Genomic DNA, 21,631 nt, shown 5'->3' with positions numbered 1-21,631 from the left:
AGGCAGGGGGTTTATTAAATTTTATATCGTTTGTAAAACTATTTGACAGAGACAGCATCAACATCAACAGTGTTTCCAGTAGAGGTAGAAGCCTCAGAGGGATTAGGATATTCAGTGTCCAGTTTACCCTTATGAGCTTTCCAGCCTTCAATAACTAGTCCAGACACCTCAGTAACTAGCAGAGTCAGCAGTAAAACATCATCAATTTCTCCCACAATGGGTAGAAAATCTGGGGCGATATCAATGGGGCTGACAATATAAACAAGAGTTCCTAAAATTACCCACCAACGGTACTTCGGATTCCGAAGCAAATTGCGATACCAAGTGTAAACTGATTGGATTGAAAATTTCATGTTTTGAACCTCCAGTTACCTTTAATTTTGACAAATTATGCTTAAAACTCCCGGTGGGAATAACCGCCCAAGTTAGTCTGGAAGATGCTACTAAACAATTAAAATCTTAAAATATCCTACTGGAAGCAGCACTTTGACCATCTACAATATTCACAATGCTACAACCTAGATTTGGTGAGCATTTTGGCTGCTGAAGTTATTTAAACTTAATGTGCAACGTAATTACCCTGTAATTCAGCATAAGAGTATGGTAATTGTGCATTAATCTCTAGAATTAAAGTGCTTTGCAATAGTTGTTCTAGAAGTGGAGGGAGGAGACTTAAACAGTGGATATTTTAGATTTATTTCACAAGGGCGGCCCAGCAATGTGGCCTTTGCTAGCGCTGTCGATTTTAGCTTTGAGTGTGATTTTTGAGCGTCTGTGGTTCTGGCTGCGAATTTTAACTCAAGAAAAAGAAATAGTTGATCGTGTTTTGGATGCTGCTGGCGATAATTGGCAAACAGCAGCAGAAATTGCCAAACAAGCAACTAATCAACCCATCGGTAGATTTCTCTTCGCCCCCTTACGCTTGTTGAAACCTGACACAGAGACCTTTCGATTGGCATTGGAGGCGACAGCTGAAGACGAGTTAGCTGGAATGCGGCGAGGCGAAAAACTTTTAGAAGCTGTGATTGCTCTGGCTCCACTCTTGGGTTTATTGGGTACGGTTTTAGGTTTAATTCAATCTCTGCGCGCAATTCGTATTGGTGACTTGGGAACTGAATCTACAGCAGGGGTGACTACAGGTATTGGGGAATCCTTAATTAGTACGGCAACTGGGCTAATAGTTGCCATTGTTAGTTTGGTATTCTACCGTCTATTTCAAAGTTTTGTAGTCAACCAAGTCAAAGTTTTTCGTAAAGCTGGGAATGATTTGGAGTTGCTCTATCGTCAGTCACCACCTGACTTTAGCAATCAACCATCAATAATTATGCGGGAATCTTCACGAGAAAATTTTACTCCACCCCGAAAACGAGGCAGAAACAAATTTTCTGATTCTCCTGAAATTTCAGAAGGGACTGATTCTTTAGATCCTGAGCAATAGTTAAGAATTTAATCCTTGAACCAGGCATACACGAGTGTAAGACAATGAAAGTTAATTTGCATACTCCGGTTGAAGATTTCCAAATTCAACTTATTCCCTTAATTGATGTCGTTTTTTGTATCCTGACATTTTTTCTGTTGGCGGCTTTGCAATTTACTCGGCAACAAGCAATTAATATTGATTTGCCTAAAGCCAACACTGGTACATCACCCACGGCCGCTCTCCAGGGCAATAGCAATATATTACCTGTGACTATTGATGCTGTAGGTCAGACCTATGTTGAAAAAAACATGGTCAGGCGAGAGCAATTGGCAGGTATTTTAAAGAAGTATGTCCAAGAAAATCCCAATGGTGTTTTGGTGTTGAATGCGTCGCGGACAGCAACATACAACGATGTGATCGAGACTTTGGATTTACTTCGGCAGGTGGGAGGCGATCGCGTATCTTTGGGAATTATACCGGGACCGTCTCAAACATCTACAAATTCAAATCTGCCTGTGGTTCCATCTTTCCCAATTAATCCTGGTACTAATCCTGTACCAAACAATGCACCAGTACCTGGAATCAATCCCCAAGGTAATATTAATCCCTACTTTCCCAGTAACCCCACTCAACCTCAAACGGGGCGAGGTATAAATCCTGTTAATCCAGAGATTGCTCCTATAGTTCCCAAGACAACTACGCCCAACAAGGCTGTAGCACCAGGAAAAACTAACTCTGCGCCTCAAAGGTAATACTGAGTCGATTTTAGAGCAAAGTAACTTAGGGATGGGATTGGAGAAGGTAAAGACAAACGAACTAACTTTCACCTTATCAGTTTCTACAAAATCAAGGATGGGAAGACAAGGAGGGAAACTTTATTTCCTTGGCTAACGCACTACGCCTGCGTGTTTGGCAAGCTAGCCCTCCTTGAAACTTCTCTTGCTGTGCTCACCTTGCCCCATTGTCGTTACATCTGTCTTTTAAACCTAAAGATATCCAGAATAAATTTTGGTTAGATAAAAAAAATCTGCTAATTTACAAATAATTGATTAATTTTCCCAGATTTTCCTTCCAATCAACTAAGTAATTTAACTGCCTAGGTGCAGAAGGCAGAAGGTATAAGGTAGAAATATTTACATTTCTTACCTAATGCCATCGGAGTTTACAGCAATTTTCTAATAAATCAACCACAAGGTAGGGACAGACAACCGTCTGCTCCTGCGAAAGAATGTGATTCAAATAGATGAAAAACGCTGTCAGACGCCCTTCAAACAATGGCAATCTGTCTTAGGGTATTCCTTAAGCTGATTTTTAGGTGAGGTCAGAATCCCTTTTTAAAAGCCTTGTATCTGCTGCCTGAGTTTTAACGCCGATCGCCATTCACATTTCAGGGATTGTGGCCATGAATGAAATTTGGACAGTTTTAATTGTTTGGCTAACAACGTCTGTCAGCTTGTTAATTATTAGCAAGTTGCCTTTAGGTGTAGAGATTGATACTCCCAATAAAGCTTTCTTATCAGCAGCCGTTCTTGGCATTGTCACGACATTAGTTAGACCAATTCTACGCCTGGTTTTTGCAGTACCAAGTTTGCTTACCTTCAACTTACTATCCAGCTTGTTCACATTTATGATTGCCGTTGTTTGTTTTAGTATTGCAGCTTGGTTAGTAGAGGGGTTTCGCTTACGTTTCGGTATTTGGAGTGCTGTCTTAGGGGCGTTTGCACTCACCATCATCAACAATTTGATCTACCGATTATTAGGTGTCTAAATTTTCAATAAAAAACACTCCCAACGCAAAAGTCCATAGTCCACAGTCGATAGTAAAAGGTTATTACTATTGACTATTGACTATTAACTACTCGTTGGCGCTGGGAGGTGCAACTGAAGTAGTTGATTGTTGTTTCCGCTGTTCGCGTTTTTTGCGATCGGCGGAGAGCATATCTGCCATAACTACTAGTGCTTGCGCTATTTTGTCTAGGTTAGAGCGATACAGATCCAAATCCTTACTCAGTTTCTCCTCAGAGAGATGCAAGCCGCTAGCAATATTTTTTAGAGCTTCGTTACGTTGTTTTTCGTCCTTTACTAATTCTGGATCTGACAGTTCCAATAACGAAAATAATCCGATTGCAAACAGGCGGCTGTATTTAAAGTTAGAATTATTGGCGATCGCTTGCAGTTGTGTTTGCAAGTCAGCATCTCGATCTAAGTGAGTGGTTTGACTGAGCCACGCAATTAAATCATTGACTGGTAAACTTTTAGCTAACTCTCGCAATCTTTCAGCATCTTGCTTGTAGCGTTGCTCTTCTTGCTCTACAGCCTGACATAAGGCGCTAAAAATAGATTCCTTATCCCGTTCTGGTTGGTAGCCTTGCATAAAGCGGTCAAAGGTGGTGACGACGCCCAAGCCATAAATCGGATTGTAGCTAAAATCGACATTTACTGACAGCAGATGCATTTCCACCATCAACTCTTCTACTACCCGACGATAAATCGTGTTGATTGGACGGGTGTGAAGGGCGTAAAAAGTTCGCTTTGTATCAGAGACAGTACGGACGTTATTCACAAAGAAAATGTTAAGGGCGACGTATTTTTATTCTCTCGCTTAAAGGCTACTTTGCCAAGTTCGGGTTTCAACTTGTGATGGAGCGGTTTACAATAATTTCACTCAACTTTTGACTACCAAAGTCTGTGCTCTCTTGGCATAGGCGATGAAACGCTTCCTGTAAATTTTAACCTGCCAGCCAAAAAATCTTTATATCAAAAGCAATTAAATCAATTGTGCATCTAAATTTATGAGCTTATCCTCAGAGTTAACAGATCTAGGTAAATACCTAGCTGGTGAATTTGATAATCAGGAACAAGCTATAGCCGATCCTGCTTGGTACGTTCACCTGCGCCTATGGCAAAGGCCAGTTAATTTGTTTTCAGAAGACAGTATTACTTTGTTTGCTGAACAAGCCAATATTATCAACCTAGATAATTCTTACCGCCAGAGAATTATGCGTTTAAAGCCAAGCGGTGACTTTGCTCCACACATACAAGCGCAATACTATATGCCTAAAGATCCAGGCAGTTTAAAAGGTGCGGGTCGCAATCCGACTTTACTCGATACTTTGACATCCGATCAATTAGATTTATTACCAGGTTGCGTCCTCACCGTTACCCAGCAAACACTAGCGCCTAACTGCTATAAGTTTGTCGCGACTCCACTACCCAATACGAGTTGTCGCTTTACTTATTTAGGCAGCAGCGTACAAGTTTCTTTAGGCTTTGAAGTCTCTGCAACAGAATTTCACAGCTACGACAAAGGAATTGACACAGCAACTGGCAAAGCTACTTGGGGAGCAATTTTAGGACCTTATCGCTACAATAAGCGGAATCAATACTGAGTTATGAGTGCTGAGTACGAAGTTGTAGAAAAGAGCCATTTTCTATACTCTTCTCTTCTGTACCTTTTCTCAATTCTTCAACTCAGCAACGCCAGTAACTACAATTTTGCCAACCAAAACAAAGCGCTGGCTTCTCAAAACTTAGAACTCAGCAGAGTTTTAGCTAGCGATGCTACGAGGCACACCTTCTAAAGCTTCCTCTTCAGTTTCAAAGATTTCAAATACTGTATCCATCATTGTAACTTCAAACACAAGTTTTGCTTCTGTATGTACATTACAAATCCGGAAGCTGCCCTTGAGTTTATCGGCGTCACGCATTCCGGCTACTAAAGAAGTAAGACCAGAACTATCAATAAAGTTTACCTGGCTAAGATTCACAACTACATGGCGACTGAGTTTGGAAATACATTCCTGTAACTTCAGGCGAAATTGCCAAGCAGTGGTGATATCCAAGCGCCCTGTTGGGGCCAAGACAATAACGGTATTACCATCTTGTGTGATGTGGGTTTTCTGCTCTATCTGAATCACTGAGCCTCCCTGCGGCAGTCCTGTCAAAGTTAACTACTGTATTTAAGACTGTTACTGGTGAGTCAAAAGACTTGCTTTTCTGAAAATCTGAATGTTCCCGCGACTAGGAACTCCAGTGAGTTAGTAAATTAATTGACTCACCACTAACAGAACAATTTAGTGCTAATACTTGAGATTAACAAGCTACAGCTTAAAATGTCACCTTTTTTTACTAGGTGCTTTTCTTTAGTAGTTTAACTCACCAAAACAGGGCTGTGTAACCTGATAAGTGCTGAGTTAAGAACAGGAGAAAATAGAAGCGAAATATAGAGATGCAAAGCATCTAACACAAACATTCCTGCCTTTATTTTTTGGGATTGTTTTGTGATGTTTTACTCCGAACTCAATACTCATCAACGCTCATTAAGCTTGATTGGTGGGTGTCCAATTTATCCAATCTTGAGGTTTCAAGAAAGTTTCATACAATTCGGCTTCTGGGGTATTAGCTTCTGGTTGATACCCGTATTCCCAACGCACCAAAGGCGGGAGAGACATCAGAATTGATTCCGTGCGTCCGTTGGTTTGAAGTCCGAAAATTGTCCCGCGGTCGTAAACCAAGTTGAATTCTACGTACCTTCCCCGGCGATAGAGTTGGAAATTCCGTTCGCGATCGCTATATTCAATGCCATTGCGCCGTTCGACAATCGGTAGGTAAGCTGGCAAAAAGGCTCGACCGCAGTCTTGCACTAAGGCAAACAATTCTTCCCAAGTTCTTTGTGGTATTGCTTCTACCTGATTACTATATTTAGCTGCTTCCCCATTCGGGTCAGGACCGCGATATAAAGCACCTTGACCATCTTGATAATCTAAAAATAGACCCCCAATTCCTCTTGTCTCACCGCGATGCTTGAGGTAGAAATATTCGTCACACCAGCGCTTGAAAACTGGGTAATACTCTGGGTGATGTTGATCGCACGCCTGCTTCAGTGTTTGATGGAAATGCTGAGCATCTTCGGCAAAGGGATAGTAAGGTGTTAAATCCGCACCACCACCAAACCACCATACCGGGCCTGCTTCAAAATAGCGGTAGTTCAAATGCACAGTTGGCACATAGGGATTGCGCGGGTGTAACACTAAGGAAGTACCCGTGGCATAAAAACTATGTCCTGCCGCTTCTGGGCGTTGGGTTAAAATTGATGCTGGTAAATGGGAACCCCAAACTTCAGAAAAGTTTACACCAGCTTGTTCAAATATTGCGCCATCACGCAGAACACGCGATCGCCCTCCACCTCCTTCTGGCCGTTCCCAACTATCTTCATGAAACTTAGCAACACCATCCAAATCCACCAAGGCTTGAGTGATTTCGTCTTGTAACTGTTGCATAAACTGACTGACTCTTTGTTTAGCGTCAGTTGCTGGTAGAAACTTTGATGGGTCTACGGACAGAGTTGGGGTTTGCGAGTTGATCAACATAGATTCCCGAACCTAAATTACAATTTCCCAAAAATCAAAAATTTTCAATTAAAAATTTCTGACCAAACACGAGAGCAAATTTGCTTTTTTCTTACTTGTCAAGCATTTCTACGATTGATTAGCAAGACTAGAGTTATTTTCCCTCAAATGCGTATAGGCTTGTATATTGAATGAAGTTTTTTTTTGAATTTTTTTGATGGAAATAGTCTGGTATTTATACCAGACTCTGGCGAATTAGTTAAAAGCACTCTCAATCTTGAAATCTGAAGGTTTTGACTGAACTGCTCAAGCATCGGACACCTGACCCAGAATGGTGTTTCATGAGTCGAGGGTATAAACTTCCAATAATCGTACTAGCGTTTGCACCGTATGGGGCTTGCTATAGTTAGGGCAATTTTGAGAAAGTTTGATTCGAGGGCTGAGTACAATTGCCCACCATGCCAGAGTTCCCAGAAAGTGTTTAGCTAGGAGGATTAGGCAAATGCGAGGTTGTTTATCCAAATTCATTCACCGTAAACGTCGTCGATTTTGCGCTTCTCTGGTGCGAACATATCAAGAAATTAGTTCTGCTTCTGTAGATGAACTCTGGCAACAAGTGGTAAACTTCACAGACGTTTCTTGGCACCCACTACTCAAGAGTACTAACGTACCTTACGGACTAGTACCCAAACCCGGATTAATTTTCCAAGCAGTTACGCGCTTTTCACCCATTCCCATTCGGATTTTTGTGGAGCGTGTTAATCCTCAAGAAATGCTGAGTATCCGAGTGCTGGCGATTCCTGGGATTGAGGAACGAATAACTTACCGAGTAGAGTCCACAGTGTGTGGTACGTGTTTATCTTACTCTGTAACTCTCAAGGGTTGGTTGTCGCCTTTAATCTGGTCTTTGTCTCGTCCTTATGTTGATCGCGTGGCTCGTTCTTTAGTGGAAGCCGTAGAAAAAGCTGCATTGCAAGCAGTACCTAGCAAGAAAAAAAATCTTAATGACAGTTGTTTTGATTTCTAGAGATTGGGGATTGGGAATTACTTTAAGGCAGGACAAGAGAATAACTAATGACAAATAACTCTTGACTTTTGACTCTTGACTAATCAAAAATGACCAATCCCTGATTCCTCACGCCAGATAAAATTATATATGAAGATTATGTATTTTTTTTAAGTTTTATTACAGCGATCGCGGTGCAACGAAAGTATCCAGTTAGTAGTTAAGATACTTGCCGCAAATAGATTTTTTCTTTTTGAAATTTGAAATTTGAATTTTTATGTACGATGTCCTTGATTCCCGCTCGGTTCTAGAAGTGTTGCGACCAGTACAAGACCCAGAACTCCAGAAAAGCCTGGTAGAACTGAATATGATTCGCAACGTCAAAATTGATGATGGCAAGGTTAGTTTCACTTTAGTGTTGACTACACCAGCCTGTCCTTTACGGGAGTTTATCGTTGAAGACTGTCAAAAGGCAGTGAAAAAGCTTCCAGGTGTAACAGATGTCAGCGTAGAAGTGACCGCAGAAACACCCAAGCAAAAAAGCTTACCCGATCGCACTGGCGTTACTGGGGTGAAAAATATTCTGGCGATTTCCAGTGGCAAAGGTGGCGTTGGTAAGAGTACTGTAGCAGTCAATGTAGCAGTTGCTCTAGCACAGACAGGTGCAAAAGTTGGTTTACTTGATGCCGATATCTACGGTCCCAACGATCCCACCATGCTAGGACTGTCTGATGCCCAAATTACAGTCCGCCCTGGCGAAAAAGGTGAAATACTCGAACCTGCTTTTAATCACGGTGTGAAATTAGTCTCGATGGGCTTTTTAATCGACCGAGATCAACCAGTGATTTGGCGGGGACCAATGTTAAATGGCGTAATTCGCCAATTTCTCTATCAAGTGGAATGGGGAGAATTGGACTATTTAATTGTAGATATGCCACCGGGAACGGGGGATGCCCAGTTAACTTTAACCCAAGCAGTACCAATGGCAGGGGCAGTAATTGTCACTACACCGCAAAACGTAGCTTTATTAGATTCTCGCAAGGGACTGCGGATGTTCCAGCAGATGAACGTTCCAGTGCTGGGAATAGTGGAAAATATGAGCTATTTTATTCCCCCGGATATGCCAGATAAACAGTACGATATCTTTGGTTCTGGTGGTGGTGAAAAAACTGCGGCTGAACTGGGAGTACCATTGTTGGGATGTGTACCCCTAGAGATTTCCACCAGAGTTGGTGGTGATAGTGGTGTACCGATAGTCGTTGCTGAGCCAGATTCAGCTTCAGCCAAAGCATTAACTGCGATCGCCTTGGCTATTGCTGGTAAGGTATCAGTTGCAGCCTTGACATAAAAAATTTCAATTTTTTCTGGTTCCTGGGTCACAGCCTAGGAATACAGATTTTTAGTACTCACTAAATTTAAAATCTCCAAGTTAAAGTCTAAACTCACACATGTTGTTAAAAAGTTCGCTCCCCAAAATTCGTTGGAAGAATTGGGTAAAACCTTGGCAGCAAGTAGATTGGTTACTATTTTGTTTGCCTATTGCTGTCAGTATCTTTGGCGGCATCATGATCTTAAGTACGGAACTTAAGCAGCCAGTCACTGACTGGTGGTGGCACTGGCTAGTAGCGAGTATAGGTGTGTTGATCGCATTGTTTCTAGCTCGCAGCCGTTACGAACATTTGATTCAATGGCATTGGGTAACATACGGACTGACAAACTTTAGCCTAATGGCCGTGATGATCGCTGGTACCAGCGCTAAAGGGGCACAACGCTGGATTAATATTGCCGGTTTTAACGTTCAACCCTCAGAATTTGCCAAAGTGGGTATAATTATTACCCTTGCAGCTTTGTTACATAAACGCACAGCTTCTACCATCGAAAGCGTTTTTAGAGCTTTGGCAATCACTGCCATTCCCTGGGGATTAGTATTTTTGCAACCAGATTTGGCAACATCATTGGTATTTGGTGCGATCGTCTTAGGGATGCTGTACTGGGCAAATGCCAACCCAGGCTGGTTGATTCTAATGATTTCTCCCATAGTTGCCGCTATTTTATTTAGTATTTCTTGGCCGTTATCAGAACCTATTGTTTTGTTTAAAGAACTAACCTTCGGTCCATTAGGATTATTTTGGGCTGGAGCAATGGCTATTGTAGGTTGGCAGACTCTCCCCTGGCGAAAATTTGGTCTAGGAGCCATAGGCGCATGGAGCCTCAATATGCTAGGTGGTGAATTAGGTGTTTTTGCCTGGAATCATGTGCTCAAAGAATATCAAAAAGACAGGCTCAGCGTATTTATCAATCCCGAACATGACCCTTTAGGCGCTGGTTATCACCTTATCCAATCTCGGATTGCCATTGGTGCTGGTGAAATTTGGGGATGGGGGCTATTCAAAGGTCCGATGACTCAACTAAATTTTGTGCCCGAACAGCACACAGACTTTATTTTCTCTGCTGTTGGGGAAGAATTTGGTTTTGTTGGTTGTTTGGTGGTACTTTTTGTCTTCTGTTTAATTTGCCTCCGCCTACTGCATGTAGCTCAAACAGCCAAAGATAACTTTGGCTCATTGTTGGCTATTGGTGTTTTGTCGATGATTGTATTTCAACTAATTATTAACGTTGGCATGACTGTGGGTTTAGCACCTGTAGCTGGAATTCCTCTACCTTGGATGAGTTACGGTCGTTCTGCCATGCTGACTAACTTCATTTCTTTAGGAATAGTAGAATCGGTAGCAAACTTTCGCCAACGGCAGAAGTATTATTCATGAGTCAAGAGTCTAGGGAAGGCACTGCGTCCTTGGGGTTTCAAGCCACTTCCTACAACAGGAACTCCGCTCCCCAAGTTGAGCAGGTGGCGTTCAATGGACAAGAAACTATGGACTTTTGACTTTGGACTCCTGACAAGTATTAAGCTATATAACAGGAAATAAGCGAGGATAAAAATCATGATCCTGCCTGGAGCAACTGTTCGCGTTACAAATCCCGCAGATATCTATTATCGCTATGAGGGACTCGTACAGCGGGTGAGTGATGGCAAGGTAGCCGTGCTATTTGAAGGTGGTAACTGGGATAAATTAATTACCTTTCGCTTGAGCGAATTGGAAACTGTAGAGACCACAGCCAAGAAAAAAGGTAAATAATTACTGGTCATTAGTCATTTGTCATTTGGCAAATACTAATGACTAATAACTAATGACCAATGACAAATGACTACTATGCGCCTGCCTCTACCACAATTTGCCACTGGTGATCGCCACCCTAACCATATTGCCGAGGTGATTGAAACTACTACTACGGAGTTTCTAGCACAGTGCTTGGAACCAGAAGACTTAAGTTTTCCCCCCATGCCTCCCTTTGGTAGCTGGGTTTGTTCTATCGATGAAGAATCGGGCAACCAAATTTATGCAGTGGTGTACTATGCCACAACAATGCCTATAGATTCCGTACACCGTGCAGTGGCCTTGGGGTTATCTTTGCAAGACTTGCGAGAGGAACAACCCCAGATATTTGCCATGCTCAAAACTGAATTTCGGGCCGCGATCGTGGGATTTGAACAGCCGTCTTATGCCCAAGGTTATAGCCAAAGAGTATATCAATATTTACCACCCCGTCCTCCGCAAATTCATCAAGCCGTTTATCGCTGCGACCCAGAAACAATTGTTAAATTTACTGAAGAATTAGATTTTTTGCAGACACTACTTTCTATTAAAGGAGCACCGATAGAGTCTTTAACGGCGGCTGCCATTCGAGAGGTTTATCAATTACGTAAAGCCGACCGCAAATGGCTAATCAAAGCCGGACGAACCCTGAGTTTGCTGTTGAAAGATGACTACGATCGCTTGCGGTTTATTTTGAGTCAGGTTCACCCATAGGTAGTTTCTCAACAATTGCCTAGCTAGTGTAAGTTAAGTTTTTTTTAATTTTACTCAAGGTAACTTTTGCAGTTATATTGATCGGGCAATTGCCCTTAAGGTAATCGCAGCTTCACTATCGCCCTTTCAAGTTCTACCTATGGAACTCATTTCACAAGTTCTTGCACTGGAACCAACCTCCCAAGTTCTTGGCAAGGAACCAATTGTTCCCTTTGCTATTTTGCTGGTGGTTATCTTAGTAGTGCCGATTCTGTTCGAGCGACTCAGACTACCAGGATTAGTAGGTTTGGTTTTATCTGGGGTAGTACTTGGTCCCTCAGGCTGGAATTTATTCCAAACTGAATCAGAAAGCATGAACCTGCTAGCAGATATTGGGCTAGTTTACTTAATGTTCGTAGCAGGACTAGAAGTTGACTTAGAGCAGTTCTATCGTCAGAAAAATCGCTCCTTAGGTTTTGGCACCTTCACTTTTAGCCTTCCCCTAGTCATGGGAAGCTTGTTAGGGCGAATTTTTGGCTTTGGTTGGATAACATCAATATTAATTGGCTCATTGTTCGCCTCCCATACTCTCTTGGCATATCCAATTATTAATCGCCTAGGAGTTGTGAAAAATGAAGCCGTTACCGTTACCATTGGAGCCAAGGTTGTTACCGATATTGGCGCTCTGCTGATATTAACTGTGTGTGTAGCTTCCTCCAACGGTGGAGTATTCAGCTTAGCAAAGCTACTAACTTTGTTGGGTTGGTTAACTATTTACTCTGTTGCGGTTTTAGTCGGCTTTGATTGGGTAGGCAAAGAATTTTTTCGGCGGTCTGGAGGTGAAGAGGGCAACCAATTTTTATTTGTGCTGCTGACTGTGTTTCTAGCTGCTGTAGGCGCTCAATTAATTGGGGTAGAAAAAATTATTGGAGCCTTTTTAGCAGGTTTGGCCGTCAATGAAGTTTTGGGCGAAGGACCAGTCAAAGAAAAAGTGGTGTTTGTTGGCAGTGTGCTATTCATTCCTATTTTCTTTGTTAATTTTGGTTTGCTGATCGATGTACCCACTTTTATCAAAAGTACTACTAATCTTCAATTGACGCTCCTGTTTGTGTTTGGTTTGATTGCCAGCAAATTTATTGCAGCTTTGTTAGCGAAACTGTTATACCGCTACAATTGGCAGGAAATGCTAACAATGTGGTCGCTATCAGTTCCTCAGGTGGGAACAACGTTAGCAGCAACATTAGTCGGGTATCGGACTGGGTTATTGTCATCTGAAGTATTAAATAGCATTATTGCTGTGATGCTCGTTACATCAACCTTGGGACCGTTGGTTACTAGTCGGGTAGCTGTTGGGTTGGCTTCATCCGCCGCTACAAAGCCAGCACCATCAAGCCAACCGGAGCCAAAAATAGAAGAAATTAGCACCGCTTTCACTATAGTTGTACCCATCTACAATCCCCAAACTCAGCAGTATCTGATTGAACTGGCAACATTATTAGCACGCCAAGCAAATGGCAGAATTATACCTTTAGCGATCGCTACTGCTGCTGCGCATATGGATGCACCACAGTTAGAAGCATCTTTGCAGCGGAGTGAGCGATTATTGGCAAAAGCTACAGCACAAAGCCGAGTCTTGGGCGTGGGAGCAGAACCTTTGCTACGCATTGATGATGCTTTTGCTCAAGGAATTAGCAGAGCAGCTCGCGAACAAAAAGCTAGTTTGATTATTATGGGTTGGGGTAAACGCACTGGTTTAAGAGCGCGTTTATTTGGTAACGTAATCGATAACGTTCTTTGGGCATCCCACTGTCCTGTAGCGGTTACCCGTTTAGTAGATGCTCCTAAGAAAATCCAACGGATCTTAGTTCCCATAGAAAACTTAATGGCACCAACGTTGCAGCCTGTGCATTTTGCCCAAATCTTGGCAGATACTAATCAAGCTCAAGTGACTGTCTTGAATGTCTGCGAGCGACGTACCAGTTCTAGTAAAATTGCTGCTAGGCGATCGCATCTTGCTCTAGTAGTGTCTAAATTGGCTTTGCCAAATCCACCAGAAATTCAAATAATCGCCCATGAAAATGTAGCTCAAGCGATTTTACAGGCAGCACGATTATATGATTTAGTTGTATTACCTTTTATACGCAATCGTACCAGTCCTGGTGGTTTAGCTATTAGTGATGTTACAACTCAGTTGGCTAGTCAACTCACCTGCTCTATTGTCATGCTTGGGGAACCACAGCGCACGCAAACAGTAGTTCTACCGACAGGAGTTCCTAGTACCACATTTACTATGTAAACTTACTTAAATAGCGAAAGTTGATTAATTATATCAGTATCCCTTGCCTATCTTTAGAGATATTGCCAAATAACCTTTCTTCTGGGCCATAAGAAGTGACAGATTGAATTCTAAAATTACTTAATATTGTTGAAGATTTGATGAATTCTAGGCTCTGAAGCTACAATCTTCAAACGATGTTTGTTATTTTGCTAATGGAATTGTTCAAAAATTGAAACAAGCTGTAACAAAATTATACCCGTAGGAAATTTGGTAAATCTAACAACATCTGCTTAGATAACCATATTCTTCTGGAATATTTTTGACCTAAATTAGGTAATTAAAAAATACGCACGAGAGCTACTGACAAAATCTGTAATTATCTGGGAAAGTATGAGAATTTTAGTGACGGGCGGTGCAGGGTTTCTTGGTTCCCATCTGATCGACCGACTAATAGGTGATGGGCATGAAATCATTTGCTTAGATAATTTCTATACAGGTAATAAGCGCAACATTCTTAAATGGATGGATCATCCATACTTTGAACTCATCCGCCACGACATCACCGAACCTATTAGGTTAGAAGTGGATCAAATTTATCATTTGGCTTGTCCTGCATCTCCAGTACATTATCAGTACAATCCCGTCAAAACTGTGAAAACTAATGTGATGGGGACGCTAAATATGTTGGGACTGGCTAAACGTGTGAAAGCCAGATTTTTCTTAGCTTCAACTAGTGAAGTGTACGGCGATCCAGAAGTTCATCCCCAAACTGAAGAGTATAGAGGTAGTGTTAATCCAATTGGACTGCGTTCATGCTACGACGAAGGCAAACGCATTGCTGAGACTTTAGCTTTTGATTATTACAGACAAAATAAAGTTGATATTCGAGTTGTACGTATCTTCAATACCTATGGTCCTCGGATGTTGGAAAACGATGGTCGCGTAGTCAGCAACTTTATAGTTCAAGCTCTACGGGGTGAACCTTTAACAGTCTACGGTGATGGTTCGCAAACCCGTAGTTTTTGCTACGTCTCTGACTTAGTGGAAGGATTTATCCGGCTAATGAATAGCGACTATGTTGGTCCTGTGAATCTGGGAAATCCTGATGAATACACAATTTTGGAATTGGCACAGGCAGTGCAAAACCAGATTAACCCAGATGCCAAGATAAAATTTGAGCCACTACCTTCTGACGATCCACGCCGTCGTCGTCCAGATATCACAAAGGCCAAAACCTTGTTAAATTGGGAACCTACCGTTCCGCTAGAACAAGGGTTAAAACTGACAATAGAAGATTTCCGCAATCGGCTTAGAACTGATACAAAGCAGCTAGTCTTCTGATCGATGTCGAGCATCGCTCGGAACTTTCGTGCAGGCTTACCTATACGTAGTTCTAAACGTGTAGTATTTTACCTGTATATAAGGATTATGCTGAAAACTTCCGATATAAAAAAGAAACAGAAAAAATGAGGAGTTAAACGGAATGCGTGTTTGCGTAATTGGTACTGGCTACGTTGGTTTGGTTACAGGCGCTTGCTTAGCTCACATCGGACACGATGTTATTTGTGTAGATAATAACGAAGAAAAAGTCAAGTTAATGAAGTCTGGGCAGTCACCAATTTTCGAGCCGGGACTCTCGGAAATTATGCAAACTGCCATTCATGCAGGGAAAATCGAATTCACCACAGATCTGGCTGCTGGAGTCGCTCACGGAGAAATTCTCTTTATCGCTGTAGGAACACCACCTTTACCAACTGGTGAAAGTGATACACGTTATGTGGAAGCTGTAGCGCGTGGTATTGGGAACCATCTCAACGGTGGTTATAAGGTAATCATCAATAAATCTACAGTGCCTATCGGCTCTGGTGACTGGGTAAGAATGATTGTTTTGGATGGCATTGCTGAACGCCAAAAAACACTAGTACCAGCAGGTGGAGTTGCAATTGAGGATAAATTGCCAGAGATTGCATCTCACTTTGATGTAGTCAGCAATCCAGAGTTTTTACGCGAAGGATCAGCAGTATACGACACCTTTAACCCCGATCGCATTGTCTTGGGAGGTAATAGCCAAAAAGCGATCGCTTTAATGAAAGAACTATATACTCCCATCGTGGAACGCCAGTACGCTGAGGATAAATCTTTACCACCTGTGCCAGTGCTGGTAACAGATCTTAGTTCAGCAGAAATGATTAAATATGCTGCTAATGCCTTTTTAGCAACCAAAATTAGTTTTATTAACGAAGTTGCTAACATTTGCGATCGCGTTGGTGCTGATGTCACCCAAGTAGCAAAAGGCATTGGTTTAGACTCTCGGATTGGTAACAAGTTCTTACAAGCTGGTATTGGTTGGGGTGGTTCCTGCTTCCCCAAAGATGTGGCAGCTCTCATTCACACTGCTGATGACTATGGCTATGAAGCCCAGTTGCTGAAATCAGCTGTCAGCGTCAATGAACGCCAACGGCTGATTGCTTTAGAAAAACTCCAGCAAGTCTTAAAAATCCTCAAAGGCAAAACAGTAGGTTTACTTGGTCTGACCTTTAAGCCAGATACCGACGATTTACGCGATGCTCCAGCACTTAACCTGATTGAACAGCTGAACCGATTGGGAGCCAAAGTTAAAGCCTACGACCCGATTGTCTCACAAACTGGTTTACGTCATGGTCTTTCCGGCGTGCTGGTGGAAACCGATGCTGAAAGACTAGCCGACGGCTGCGATGCTTTGGTATTGGTAACTGAATGGCAGCAGTTTAATACTCTGGACTACGTGAAGATGGCAACACTGATGAATCACCCAGTGATTATTGATGGTCGTAACTTCCTGAATCCTGAAACCTTAGTAAGAGCTGGTTTCCAATATGTAGGTATTGGTCGGTAAAAATATTGTTGAAATTTCAAAATCCTAATAAAAAATCCCCCGACTGAAGTCGGGGGATTTTTTATTAGTAGTCAGTCAGTGGTAAAAATTAGACTACTCTCCACGAAGCCTGCATGGGGTATCAAACGAGTCAAAAACAATTGGCCTTCGGGTGACGCTCGTAACGCTCGATGACTCGCTAACGTTAACGGCAGTTGCATCTGGGAAAGACCACGCTACTTGCTGATTATGAAGTGGTTCAGAAGACCCTAAGCAGCTTTTAATTTATTTTATAGTTATCAAGAACTACTAGGTATACGCTCGATTTCAGCATATCCACTGAAAATTAACTTTTGACCTTCAGTTTCTAAACGGTTGAGTCGCATCTTCACTCCATCGAGATCAAAGCGATCCAAGTCGACCATATTATCTAAAATTTCTACCAGTGCTAAACTCAATGTTCGCGATATTTCCCGTTGTGCTTCTGGTACAAGGTCAAGTTCAATTTGAGGATTTTGGAAAGAAACCCGTCTTCGCCGTTCTACAGCTAGACTGACAGTCATATTCAAGGGTACGAGTTCGCCATTATCTAAATCAGCTTTTGCCAAAATCCGCAAGCGATTTTCTGGCAATAATTCTACCTGAATCTCAGGAAAAGACACGGGTTTTCCACCCGATAGCGCCGTTAAGGCTGGCAAATTCAGGTTGACAAGACGCTTTCTGACCAGTTCGGCATTAAAAGCCTGGTTGATCCCTGCTTCTGATAAAATTACCTGAGCGATCGCTTGGGTGGGTTGTTTTAGAGTTAATTTGCCACTTAAAACCGAGCCGAAATCAATGGCAACTGCATCCGTTTCAAAGGACATTTCCTCTACCGCAAAATCTCTACGGATGACTAAGCCACGTCCACTCATCTTGAAACTATCAATGCTGCCTTGCAACAGTTTGCTGGAGGGATAGCAGCGCACAAAGACTTCTACTGACTCGCTTTGGGTAAACAGGTGGCGAATCGTTTGGCTGGCGACTGTGTTGAGCATCCGCTCTCCCCAATCTGTGCCTTTAGAATCTGTTAAACCAGTAAGTCCGCCGAACATGAGGTTTTGGGTCTCTAGAAGTTCTTTGTACTTTTGTAACAAAATGTGAACAATACAGCAAGCGATCCCCTGATTAATTGTGCTGATAGGTAGCAGTAAAATAACTGATGATTAATAGATAAGTGTGTCTGATGATACTTTTTAGTTCAAATCAGTGAGTAATTAATCTATTTATCAGCAATGGGCGTAGAAAGTAATCCAGGCTTAAAGAAAAGACTTTTAATTCAAAATGGGAATCGCATTAGCTGAGCATCCTTAGGAAAACTCCAGATATGGTGCTAAAAGTGTCTCCTGAAGATGAGCGATCGCCTGTTTTCAGAGCGGGCAAAATTTCCCATACAACACCTCTAAACTATTTAAGTTTCTCATTAACTGGGGTAATAAACTTAAAAAATTTAAATATTAAATCATTTACTGCTTCTGAATTTTTTCTTGAAGGAGCGATCGCCAATCAGCAATTGCTTTTTCTGTCCACAACCAATTATTACTTAATTTATCTATTCGGAAATTTACAGGATCATCCTCGATCACCATTTGACGCAGTTTTATCGCTTCACTTAGATATTGAGATTGTTTATCGCTCGGTTGATTATATGCAGATTTATACAAACCTAGAGCCAATCCAGCATAGGAAGTTAAAGCATCCTTAGGTATTGCAGTTCCTTTTATTGCTACTTGTGTAGTACTAGCAAGGTTTTGTTGTTTCAAAGCTAAGTTCAAAGCCTTAAACCAAGAGTCATTAGCTCGATTTAAATTTTCTTCGGCATAGTAAGCAAATCCCAAGGCATTATTGTACAAAAACGAATCTGGGTCAGCTTTTACAGCACTTTCCCAGTAACGACGAGCATCATCAATGCTATATTTTTTATCTTTAATTTGGACGAACTGCCAAGCTAATCTTCCTTTAAAAAAGTTGACAGCGGGATTATTAGCTTGCTTTTGCGGCACAAGATTTAGGGCCGTTTGAGCTGAAGGAAGTGCGCCACGGTTAAGTAATTCTTCCACAGCCTCAAGCCCACCTTGCAAGTCACCTTGGCTCAATTTTTCAGTAGCAGTAGCGGTGATAATTCCAGTTGCAGCCGTCTTTAAATCGATGGGAGAAGGATTTTCGGCTGTGAGTGACTGGGTAGGAATTGCTGGGATGTCAGGTAACCTTGAAACTTGGTGATTTTGCCACCAACTCAGACCAACAACAACTGCGATCGCACTGGCTCCCACCATACCCACAATAGGCAAAATTTTGCGTCGGTGGCTTCGTTTTGAAGAGACTTGTTGTGAGTTTCCAAAAGAGGAATTCTGCCAATCACCTGCAATATCTGTTGAAGTTTCAGTTGATGCGATCGGATCTTCTTCCCAAAAGCTGGCTTCCTGATCCGGTACAGCCATCTCCTGAGAAACTTGTCTTGACCGCAGGTTACTTTCATTTACCTGTGGCACAAGTTCTGCATTCATAGGAGATTGTTCAGAAGTTCCTTTTTGATTATCTAGTTGGCGAAACAAATCTGAAACAAGAGCTGAATCTTCTGCGTAGGTTGGGTCATCATACTCAATTTCATCCACGAGATCGCCCCAAGTCTCTTCTCCTAGCCAGTCCAGCCCCGAAGATTCACGTGCTAAACCAGAAGGGATCATGTCTTCTATCGCTGAAGGCATATCAGTTTCATCTGCCACAGCAGAGTACATTACAGTTGGATTTGACCTTGAGGCTGGATTGTACTCATTCAATAGTTCTGCACTTTCAGGAATTTCTGGGCTGAGAAATCCGTCAAATTCTGGTTGCAGATAAAGAGTTGGTAACGCCCAGTACATCTGGTGAGAACCATAGGCAGAAATTAAACCCTGGCGCACCCGACTTACGCACAAATCCACAGGATAGCCCTGATTCAGGTTGCGGTAAAACAGTTGTGTGAGTGTTAGCGCTACTTCATCAGGAATTCGCTCTGACATGGCTAACACGCTCCTCAGTCCGCGTTTCACCAGGCTTTCTGTGAGGTTACGTTCTCCTGTTTCTTCAGTAGTATCAGAGTTAGCTCTGTATGCTCCCAAACAGGAGTTAAACACAGCCATTTGGATATTATTGTTGACGAGCAAGCCGGCCAGATCGTCCCCACTTAAGGTTTCTGTTAAGCCAGTTCTGCTACTGACCAGATAAATTTCACCGCCGTTGACACCTAGGTTACTATGACCGGAATAGTGCAGGACATGGTATCGTCCTTGCTCGAGGGCTTGCGTCAATTCTTCTCGCCCTGGTTGGTCTAGCAACGTGAGTTCTATATCTGGAACATAATTGCCACTTTCAGCAACTCGCGGTACATGACGGTTAAGCTCAGCTTGGAGTTTGATCGCCTCATGTTTGAGTAGATCGAGACGGGCTTGATCTGTAGGAGATGCAATCACCATCAATACTTTGACGCCACCTTCTTCTAGTGGTTGTGGTATGTTTTTCGATGGCAAACGAGAAGCTGGCAAAATTCCAGTTTGGTAGCGAGAAAAAGCGACATAAGGCCCGGTGGCTAAAGGACGATCCCCTGCGTGCATTACTTCCCAAGGCAGACGAGCTAACCTAGTGTCTTTTAGCCCTAAGCGTAAACGCAATACCTGTTGGTGGTTCTGGGCAATACCCTGTGCGGTAATCCAACTATCTCTGAGAGTGCCTTGAAACAGTGCATTATAAAGTTGCTGACCCAACGCCACTAGGTTTACAGAGTTTCTTGCAAACGCATCCCCTTGCAACACTGACTTCAACGGGTCATTCATCAGATGCCCAGCAGCCGCTAACCAATCAGCTACAGGCCAAGTCACCAGTTCTTCTGCCAATGGCACCCCAGGCGCGACTTGTTCCGTCCGCACCAAGTAGTCATTTTGCCCTACTGGGGTTACGGAAATGTGAAATTCCTGGGTCACAAGTTTTCCTATTCGCCTCCTAAATCTGGATTGAAACGCGAAAGTTTCAAGTCGATTTTTCGCTTCTTCTGATACCTTAGATGCATCTTGCCACTGAATGTTTCTGAATTCTCGTTATTTTACCTTTTCAGCTTTTATAACTTTATCCGGATTGGCTGGCATTGAACTAGAACACTTTATTGGTAGATGCACCTTGATCTTCGACTCCCCTGGTTGGCGAATGCCTACTTGGGGATTTTTTTTATGTTGGCAAATGGCAATAAACTCCACGACAGGTATTCTCAAGCGATGTATAGGGTTCAACACCCCCTCTTCGTCTCCTGTCCAGCTAAAATCCATTCAAATTTTGTTTGACACTAAACTAAAATACACATTTTAGTAAATTTATCCGGAGTATGGGAGTTCACCTGAGAAAAATTAGATGGTAGATGCACCCTGATAACTAACTCCCTTAGTTGGCTTAAACCCGCTAGGGGATTTTTTTGCGGTTGACACAATTGATAATCATAAATGTGACAATTTCATCCGGAGCTTACTTATTTCTGCGTGAACAGTTAAATGGTAGATGCACCCTGATAACTAACTCCCCTAGTTGGCTCAAACCCGCTAGGGGATTTTTTTGCGGTTGACACAACTGATAATCATAAATGTGACAATTTCATCCGGAGCTTACTTATTTCTGCGTGAACAGTTAAATGGTAGATGCACCCTGATAACTAACTCCTCTGGTGGGCTAACGCCTACTGGGGGCTTTTTTATGCTTGGTAAACTACAACAAACTCAATACTTGAGGAATTTTATCCGGATGATGGTAGTTATCTAGAGAACAGTTAAATGGTAGATGCACCCTGATAACTAACTCCCCTAGTTGGCTCAAAC

General features: G+C 42.4%; 19 protein-coding genes. 12 read left to right on the top strand and 7 right to left on the bottom strand.

The annotated features are described in order from the left end of the window. Nucleotides 1–38: 38 nt before the first annotated feature. The gene (locus BV375_RS20100) at nucleotides 39–353 is read right to left on the bottom strand and encodes a YkvA family protein (RefSeq protein ID WP_086763564.1); all 315 of its coding nucleotides are present in this window, start codon (nucleotides 351–353) and stop codon (nucleotides 39–41) included. 326 nt (nucleotides 354–679) lie between these two features. On the opposite strand from BV375_RS20100, the gene BV375_RS20095 reads away from it, so the two are divergent. The 3 genes from BV375_RS20095 to BV375_RS20085 all read left to right on the top strand — a co-directional run bounded on the left by BV375_RS20095 (nucleotide 680) and on the right by BV375_RS20085 (nucleotide 3,188). Then, nucleotides 680–1,438: a MotA/TolQ/ExbB proton channel family protein gene (locus BV375_RS20095; RefSeq protein ID WP_086763562.1), complete on the top strand. Its 759-nt coding sequence runs from the start codon at nucleotides 680–682 to the stop codon at nucleotides 1,436–1,438. Between the two features lie 44 nt (nucleotides 1,439–1,482). Next, nucleotides 1,483–2,172 (top strand): biopolymer transporter ExbD, encoded by a 690-nt coding sequence (locus tag BV375_RS20090; protein WP_086763560.1) that lies wholly within the window; start codon nucleotides 1,483–1,485, stop codon nucleotides 2,170–2,172. Nucleotides 2,173–2,822: 650 nt separating this feature from the next. Next, complete coding sequence (locus BV375_RS20085) at nucleotides 2,823–3,188, top strand: phage holin family protein (RefSeq protein WP_086763558.1); 366 nt, start codon at nucleotides 2,823–2,825, stop codon at nucleotides 3,186–3,188. Nucleotides 3,189–3,275: 87 nt separating this feature from the next. Here the strand turns inward: BV375_RS20085 and psb29 are convergent, their stop codons facing one another. Continuing rightward, complete coding sequence (gene psb29 / locus BV375_RS20080; protein WP_086763556.1) at nucleotides 3,276–3,983, bottom strand: photosystem II biogenesis protein Psp29; 708 nt, start codon at nucleotides 3,981–3,983, stop codon at nucleotides 3,276–3,278. 229 nt (nucleotides 3,984–4,212) lie between these two features. Here psb29 and BV375_RS20075 point away from each other — a divergent pair, with 229 nt between their 5' ends. After that, nucleotides 4,213–4,809, top strand: a complete 597-nt coding sequence (locus BV375_RS20075; RefSeq protein ID WP_086763554.1) for a chromophore lyase CpcT/CpeT — start codon at nucleotides 4,213–4,215, stop codon at nucleotides 4,807–4,809. 159 nt (nucleotides 4,810–4,968) lie between these two features. Here the strand turns inward: BV375_RS20075 and BV375_RS20070 are convergent, their stop codons facing one another. Continuing rightward, nucleotides 4,969–5,337: an STAS domain-containing protein gene (locus BV375_RS20070; protein ID WP_086688946.1), complete on the bottom strand. Its 369-nt coding sequence runs from the start codon at nucleotides 5,335–5,337 to the stop codon at nucleotides 4,969–4,971. Nucleotides 5,338–5,739: 402 nt separating this feature from the next. Then, the gene (hemF, locus tag BV375_RS20065; RefSeq protein WP_086763552.1) at nucleotides 5,740–6,789 is read right to left on the bottom strand and encodes an oxygen-dependent coproporphyrinogen oxidase; all 1,050 of its coding nucleotides are present in this window, start codon (nucleotides 6,787–6,789) and stop codon (nucleotides 5,740–5,742) included. A 481-nt stretch (nucleotides 6,790–7,270) separates the two neighbouring features. Between hemF and BV375_RS20060 the strand changes: the two genes are divergently transcribed. The 8 genes from BV375_RS20060 to BV375_RS20025 all read left to right on the top strand — a co-directional run bounded on the left by BV375_RS20060 (nucleotide 7,271) and on the right by BV375_RS20025 (nucleotide 16,775). Beyond that, on the top strand, nucleotides 7,271–7,795 hold the full coding sequence (locus BV375_RS20060) for a polyketide cyclase / dehydrase and lipid transport (RefSeq protein ID WP_086763550.1): 525 nt from the start codon (nucleotides 7,271–7,273) through the stop codon (nucleotides 7,793–7,795). Between the two features lie 256 nt (nucleotides 7,796–8,051). Further along, a complete protein-coding gene (locus tag BV375_RS20055) occupies nucleotides 8,052–9,122 on the top strand; it encodes an Mrp/NBP35 family ATP-binding protein (RefSeq protein WP_086763548.1) in 1,071 nt (356 codons plus the stop codon). Between the two features lie 100 nt (nucleotides 9,123–9,222). Next, complete coding sequence (rodA, locus tag BV375_RS20050; RefSeq protein WP_086763546.1) at nucleotides 9,223–10,539, top strand: rod shape-determining protein RodA; 1,317 nt, start codon at nucleotides 9,223–9,225, stop codon at nucleotides 10,537–10,539. A gap of 177 nt (nucleotides 10,540–10,716) precedes the next feature. Beyond that, a complete protein-coding gene (locus tag BV375_RS20045; protein ID WP_086763545.1) occupies nucleotides 10,717–10,911 on the top strand; it encodes an NAD(P)H dehydrogenase subunit NdhS in 195 nt (64 codons plus the stop codon). A 75-nt stretch (nucleotides 10,912–10,986) separates the two neighbouring features. After that, nucleotides 10,987–11,643 (top strand): HAS-barrel domain-containing protein, encoded by a 657-nt coding sequence (locus BV375_RS20040; protein ID WP_086763592.1) that lies wholly within the window; start codon nucleotides 10,987–10,989, stop codon nucleotides 11,641–11,643. A 139-nt stretch (nucleotides 11,644–11,782) separates the two neighbouring features. Further along, nucleotides 11,783–13,918, top strand: a complete 2,136-nt coding sequence (locus BV375_RS20035; protein WP_086763543.1) for a cation:proton antiporter — start codon at nucleotides 11,783–11,785, stop codon at nucleotides 13,916–13,918. 372 nt (nucleotides 13,919–14,290) lie between these two features. Beyond that, nucleotides 14,291–15,241 carry a UDP-glucuronic acid decarboxylase family protein gene (locus BV375_RS20030; RefSeq protein WP_086763541.1) on the top strand — a complete coding sequence of 317 codons (951 nt, stop codon included), beginning with the start codon at nucleotides 14,291–14,293 and terminating at the stop codon, nucleotides 15,239–15,241. A gap of 142 nt (nucleotides 15,242–15,383) precedes the next feature. Beyond that, nucleotides 15,384–16,775 (top strand): UDP-glucose/GDP-mannose dehydrogenase family protein, encoded by a 1,392-nt coding sequence (locus BV375_RS20025; protein WP_086763539.1) that lies wholly within the window; start codon nucleotides 15,384–15,386, stop codon nucleotides 16,773–16,775. A 278-nt stretch (nucleotides 16,776–17,053) separates the two neighbouring features. On the opposite strand, the gene BV375_RS20020 is transcribed toward BV375_RS20025, so the two are convergent. From BV375_RS20020 to BV375_RS20010, 3 genes are all read right to left on the bottom strand, one after another. Then, nucleotides 17,054–17,848: a DUF2993 domain-containing protein gene (locus BV375_RS20020; RefSeq protein ID WP_208095752.1), complete on the bottom strand. Its 795-nt coding sequence runs from the start codon at nucleotides 17,846–17,848 to the stop codon at nucleotides 17,054–17,056. Between the two features lie 411 nt (nucleotides 17,849–18,259). After that, nucleotides 18,260–20,752: a cell division protein HetF gene (gene hetF / locus BV375_RS20015; RefSeq protein WP_086763536.1), complete on the bottom strand. Its 2,493-nt coding sequence runs from the start codon at nucleotides 20,750–20,752 to the stop codon at nucleotides 18,260–18,262. A gap of 114 nt (nucleotides 20,753–20,866) precedes the next feature. Then, nucleotides 20,867–21,091 (bottom strand): hypothetical protein, encoded by a 225-nt coding sequence (locus BV375_RS20010; RefSeq protein WP_086763534.1) that lies wholly within the window; start codon nucleotides 21,089–21,091, stop codon nucleotides 20,867–20,869. Between the last annotated feature and the right edge of the window lie 540 nt (nucleotides 21,092–21,631).

Origin of the sequence: Nostoc sp. 106C, assembly GCF_002154725.1 — a bacterium.
GTDB lineage: Bacteria > Cyanobacteriota > Cyanobacteriia > Cyanobacteriales > Nostocaceae > Aulosira.
The sequence above is the reverse complement of the archived record's forward strand: the minus strand, read 5'-3'. Positions and strand labels throughout refer to the sequence as shown.

Bases quoted from the DNA above. Each gene is read 5' to 3' on its own strand.
- BV375_RS20100 (WP_086763564.1), bottom strand. From the start codon at position 353: ATGAAATTTTCAATCCAATCAGTTTACACTTGGTATCGCAATTTGCTT.
- BV375_RS20090 (WP_086763560.1), top strand. From the start codon at position 1,483: ATGAAAGTTAATTTGCATACTCCGGTTGAAGATTTCCAAATTCAACTT.
- BV375_RS20085 (WP_086763558.1), top strand. From the start codon at position 2,823: ATGAATGAAATTTGGACAGTTTTAATTGTTTGGCTAACAACGTCTGTC.
- BV375_RS20075 (WP_086763554.1), top strand. From the start codon at position 4,213: ATGAGCTTATCCTCAGAGTTAACAGATCTAGGTAAATACCTAGCTGGT.
- hemF (WP_086763552.1), bottom strand. From the start codon at position 6,789: ATGTTGATCAACTCGCAAACCCCAACTCTGTCCGTAGACCCATCAAAG.
- BV375_RS20060 (WP_086763550.1), top strand. From the start codon at position 7,271: ATGCGAGGTTGTTTATCCAAATTCATTCACCGTAAACGTCGTCGATTT.
- BV375_RS20055 (WP_086763548.1), top strand. From the start codon at position 8,052: ATGTACGATGTCCTTGATTCCCGCTCGGTTCTAGAAGTGTTGCGACCA.
- rodA (WP_086763546.1), top strand. From the start codon at position 9,223: ATGTTGTTAAAAAGTTCGCTCCCCAAAATTCGTTGGAAGAATTGGGTA.
- BV375_RS20045 (WP_086763545.1), top strand. From the start codon at position 10,717: ATGATCCTGCCTGGAGCAACTGTTCGCGTTACAAATCCCGCAGATATC.
- BV375_RS20040 (WP_086763592.1), top strand. From the start codon at position 10,987: ATGCGCCTGCCTCTACCACAATTTGCCACTGGTGATCGCCACCCTAAC.
- BV375_RS20035 (WP_086763543.1), top strand. From the start codon at position 11,783: ATGGAACTCATTTCACAAGTTCTTGCACTGGAACCAACCTCCCAAGTT.
- BV375_RS20030 (WP_086763541.1), top strand. From the start codon at position 14,291: ATGAGAATTTTAGTGACGGGCGGTGCAGGGTTTCTTGGTTCCCATCTG.
- BV375_RS20025 (WP_086763539.1), top strand. From the start codon at position 15,384: ATGCGTGTTTGCGTAATTGGTACTGGCTACGTTGGTTTGGTTACAGGC.
- BV375_RS20020 (WP_208095752.1), bottom strand. From the start codon at position 17,848: ATGTTCGGCGGACTTACTGGTTTAACAGATTCTAAAGGCACAGATTGG.
- BV375_RS20010 (WP_086763534.1), bottom strand. From the start codon at position 21,091: ATGGATTTTAGCTGGACAGGAGACGAAGAGGGGGTGTTGAACCCTATA.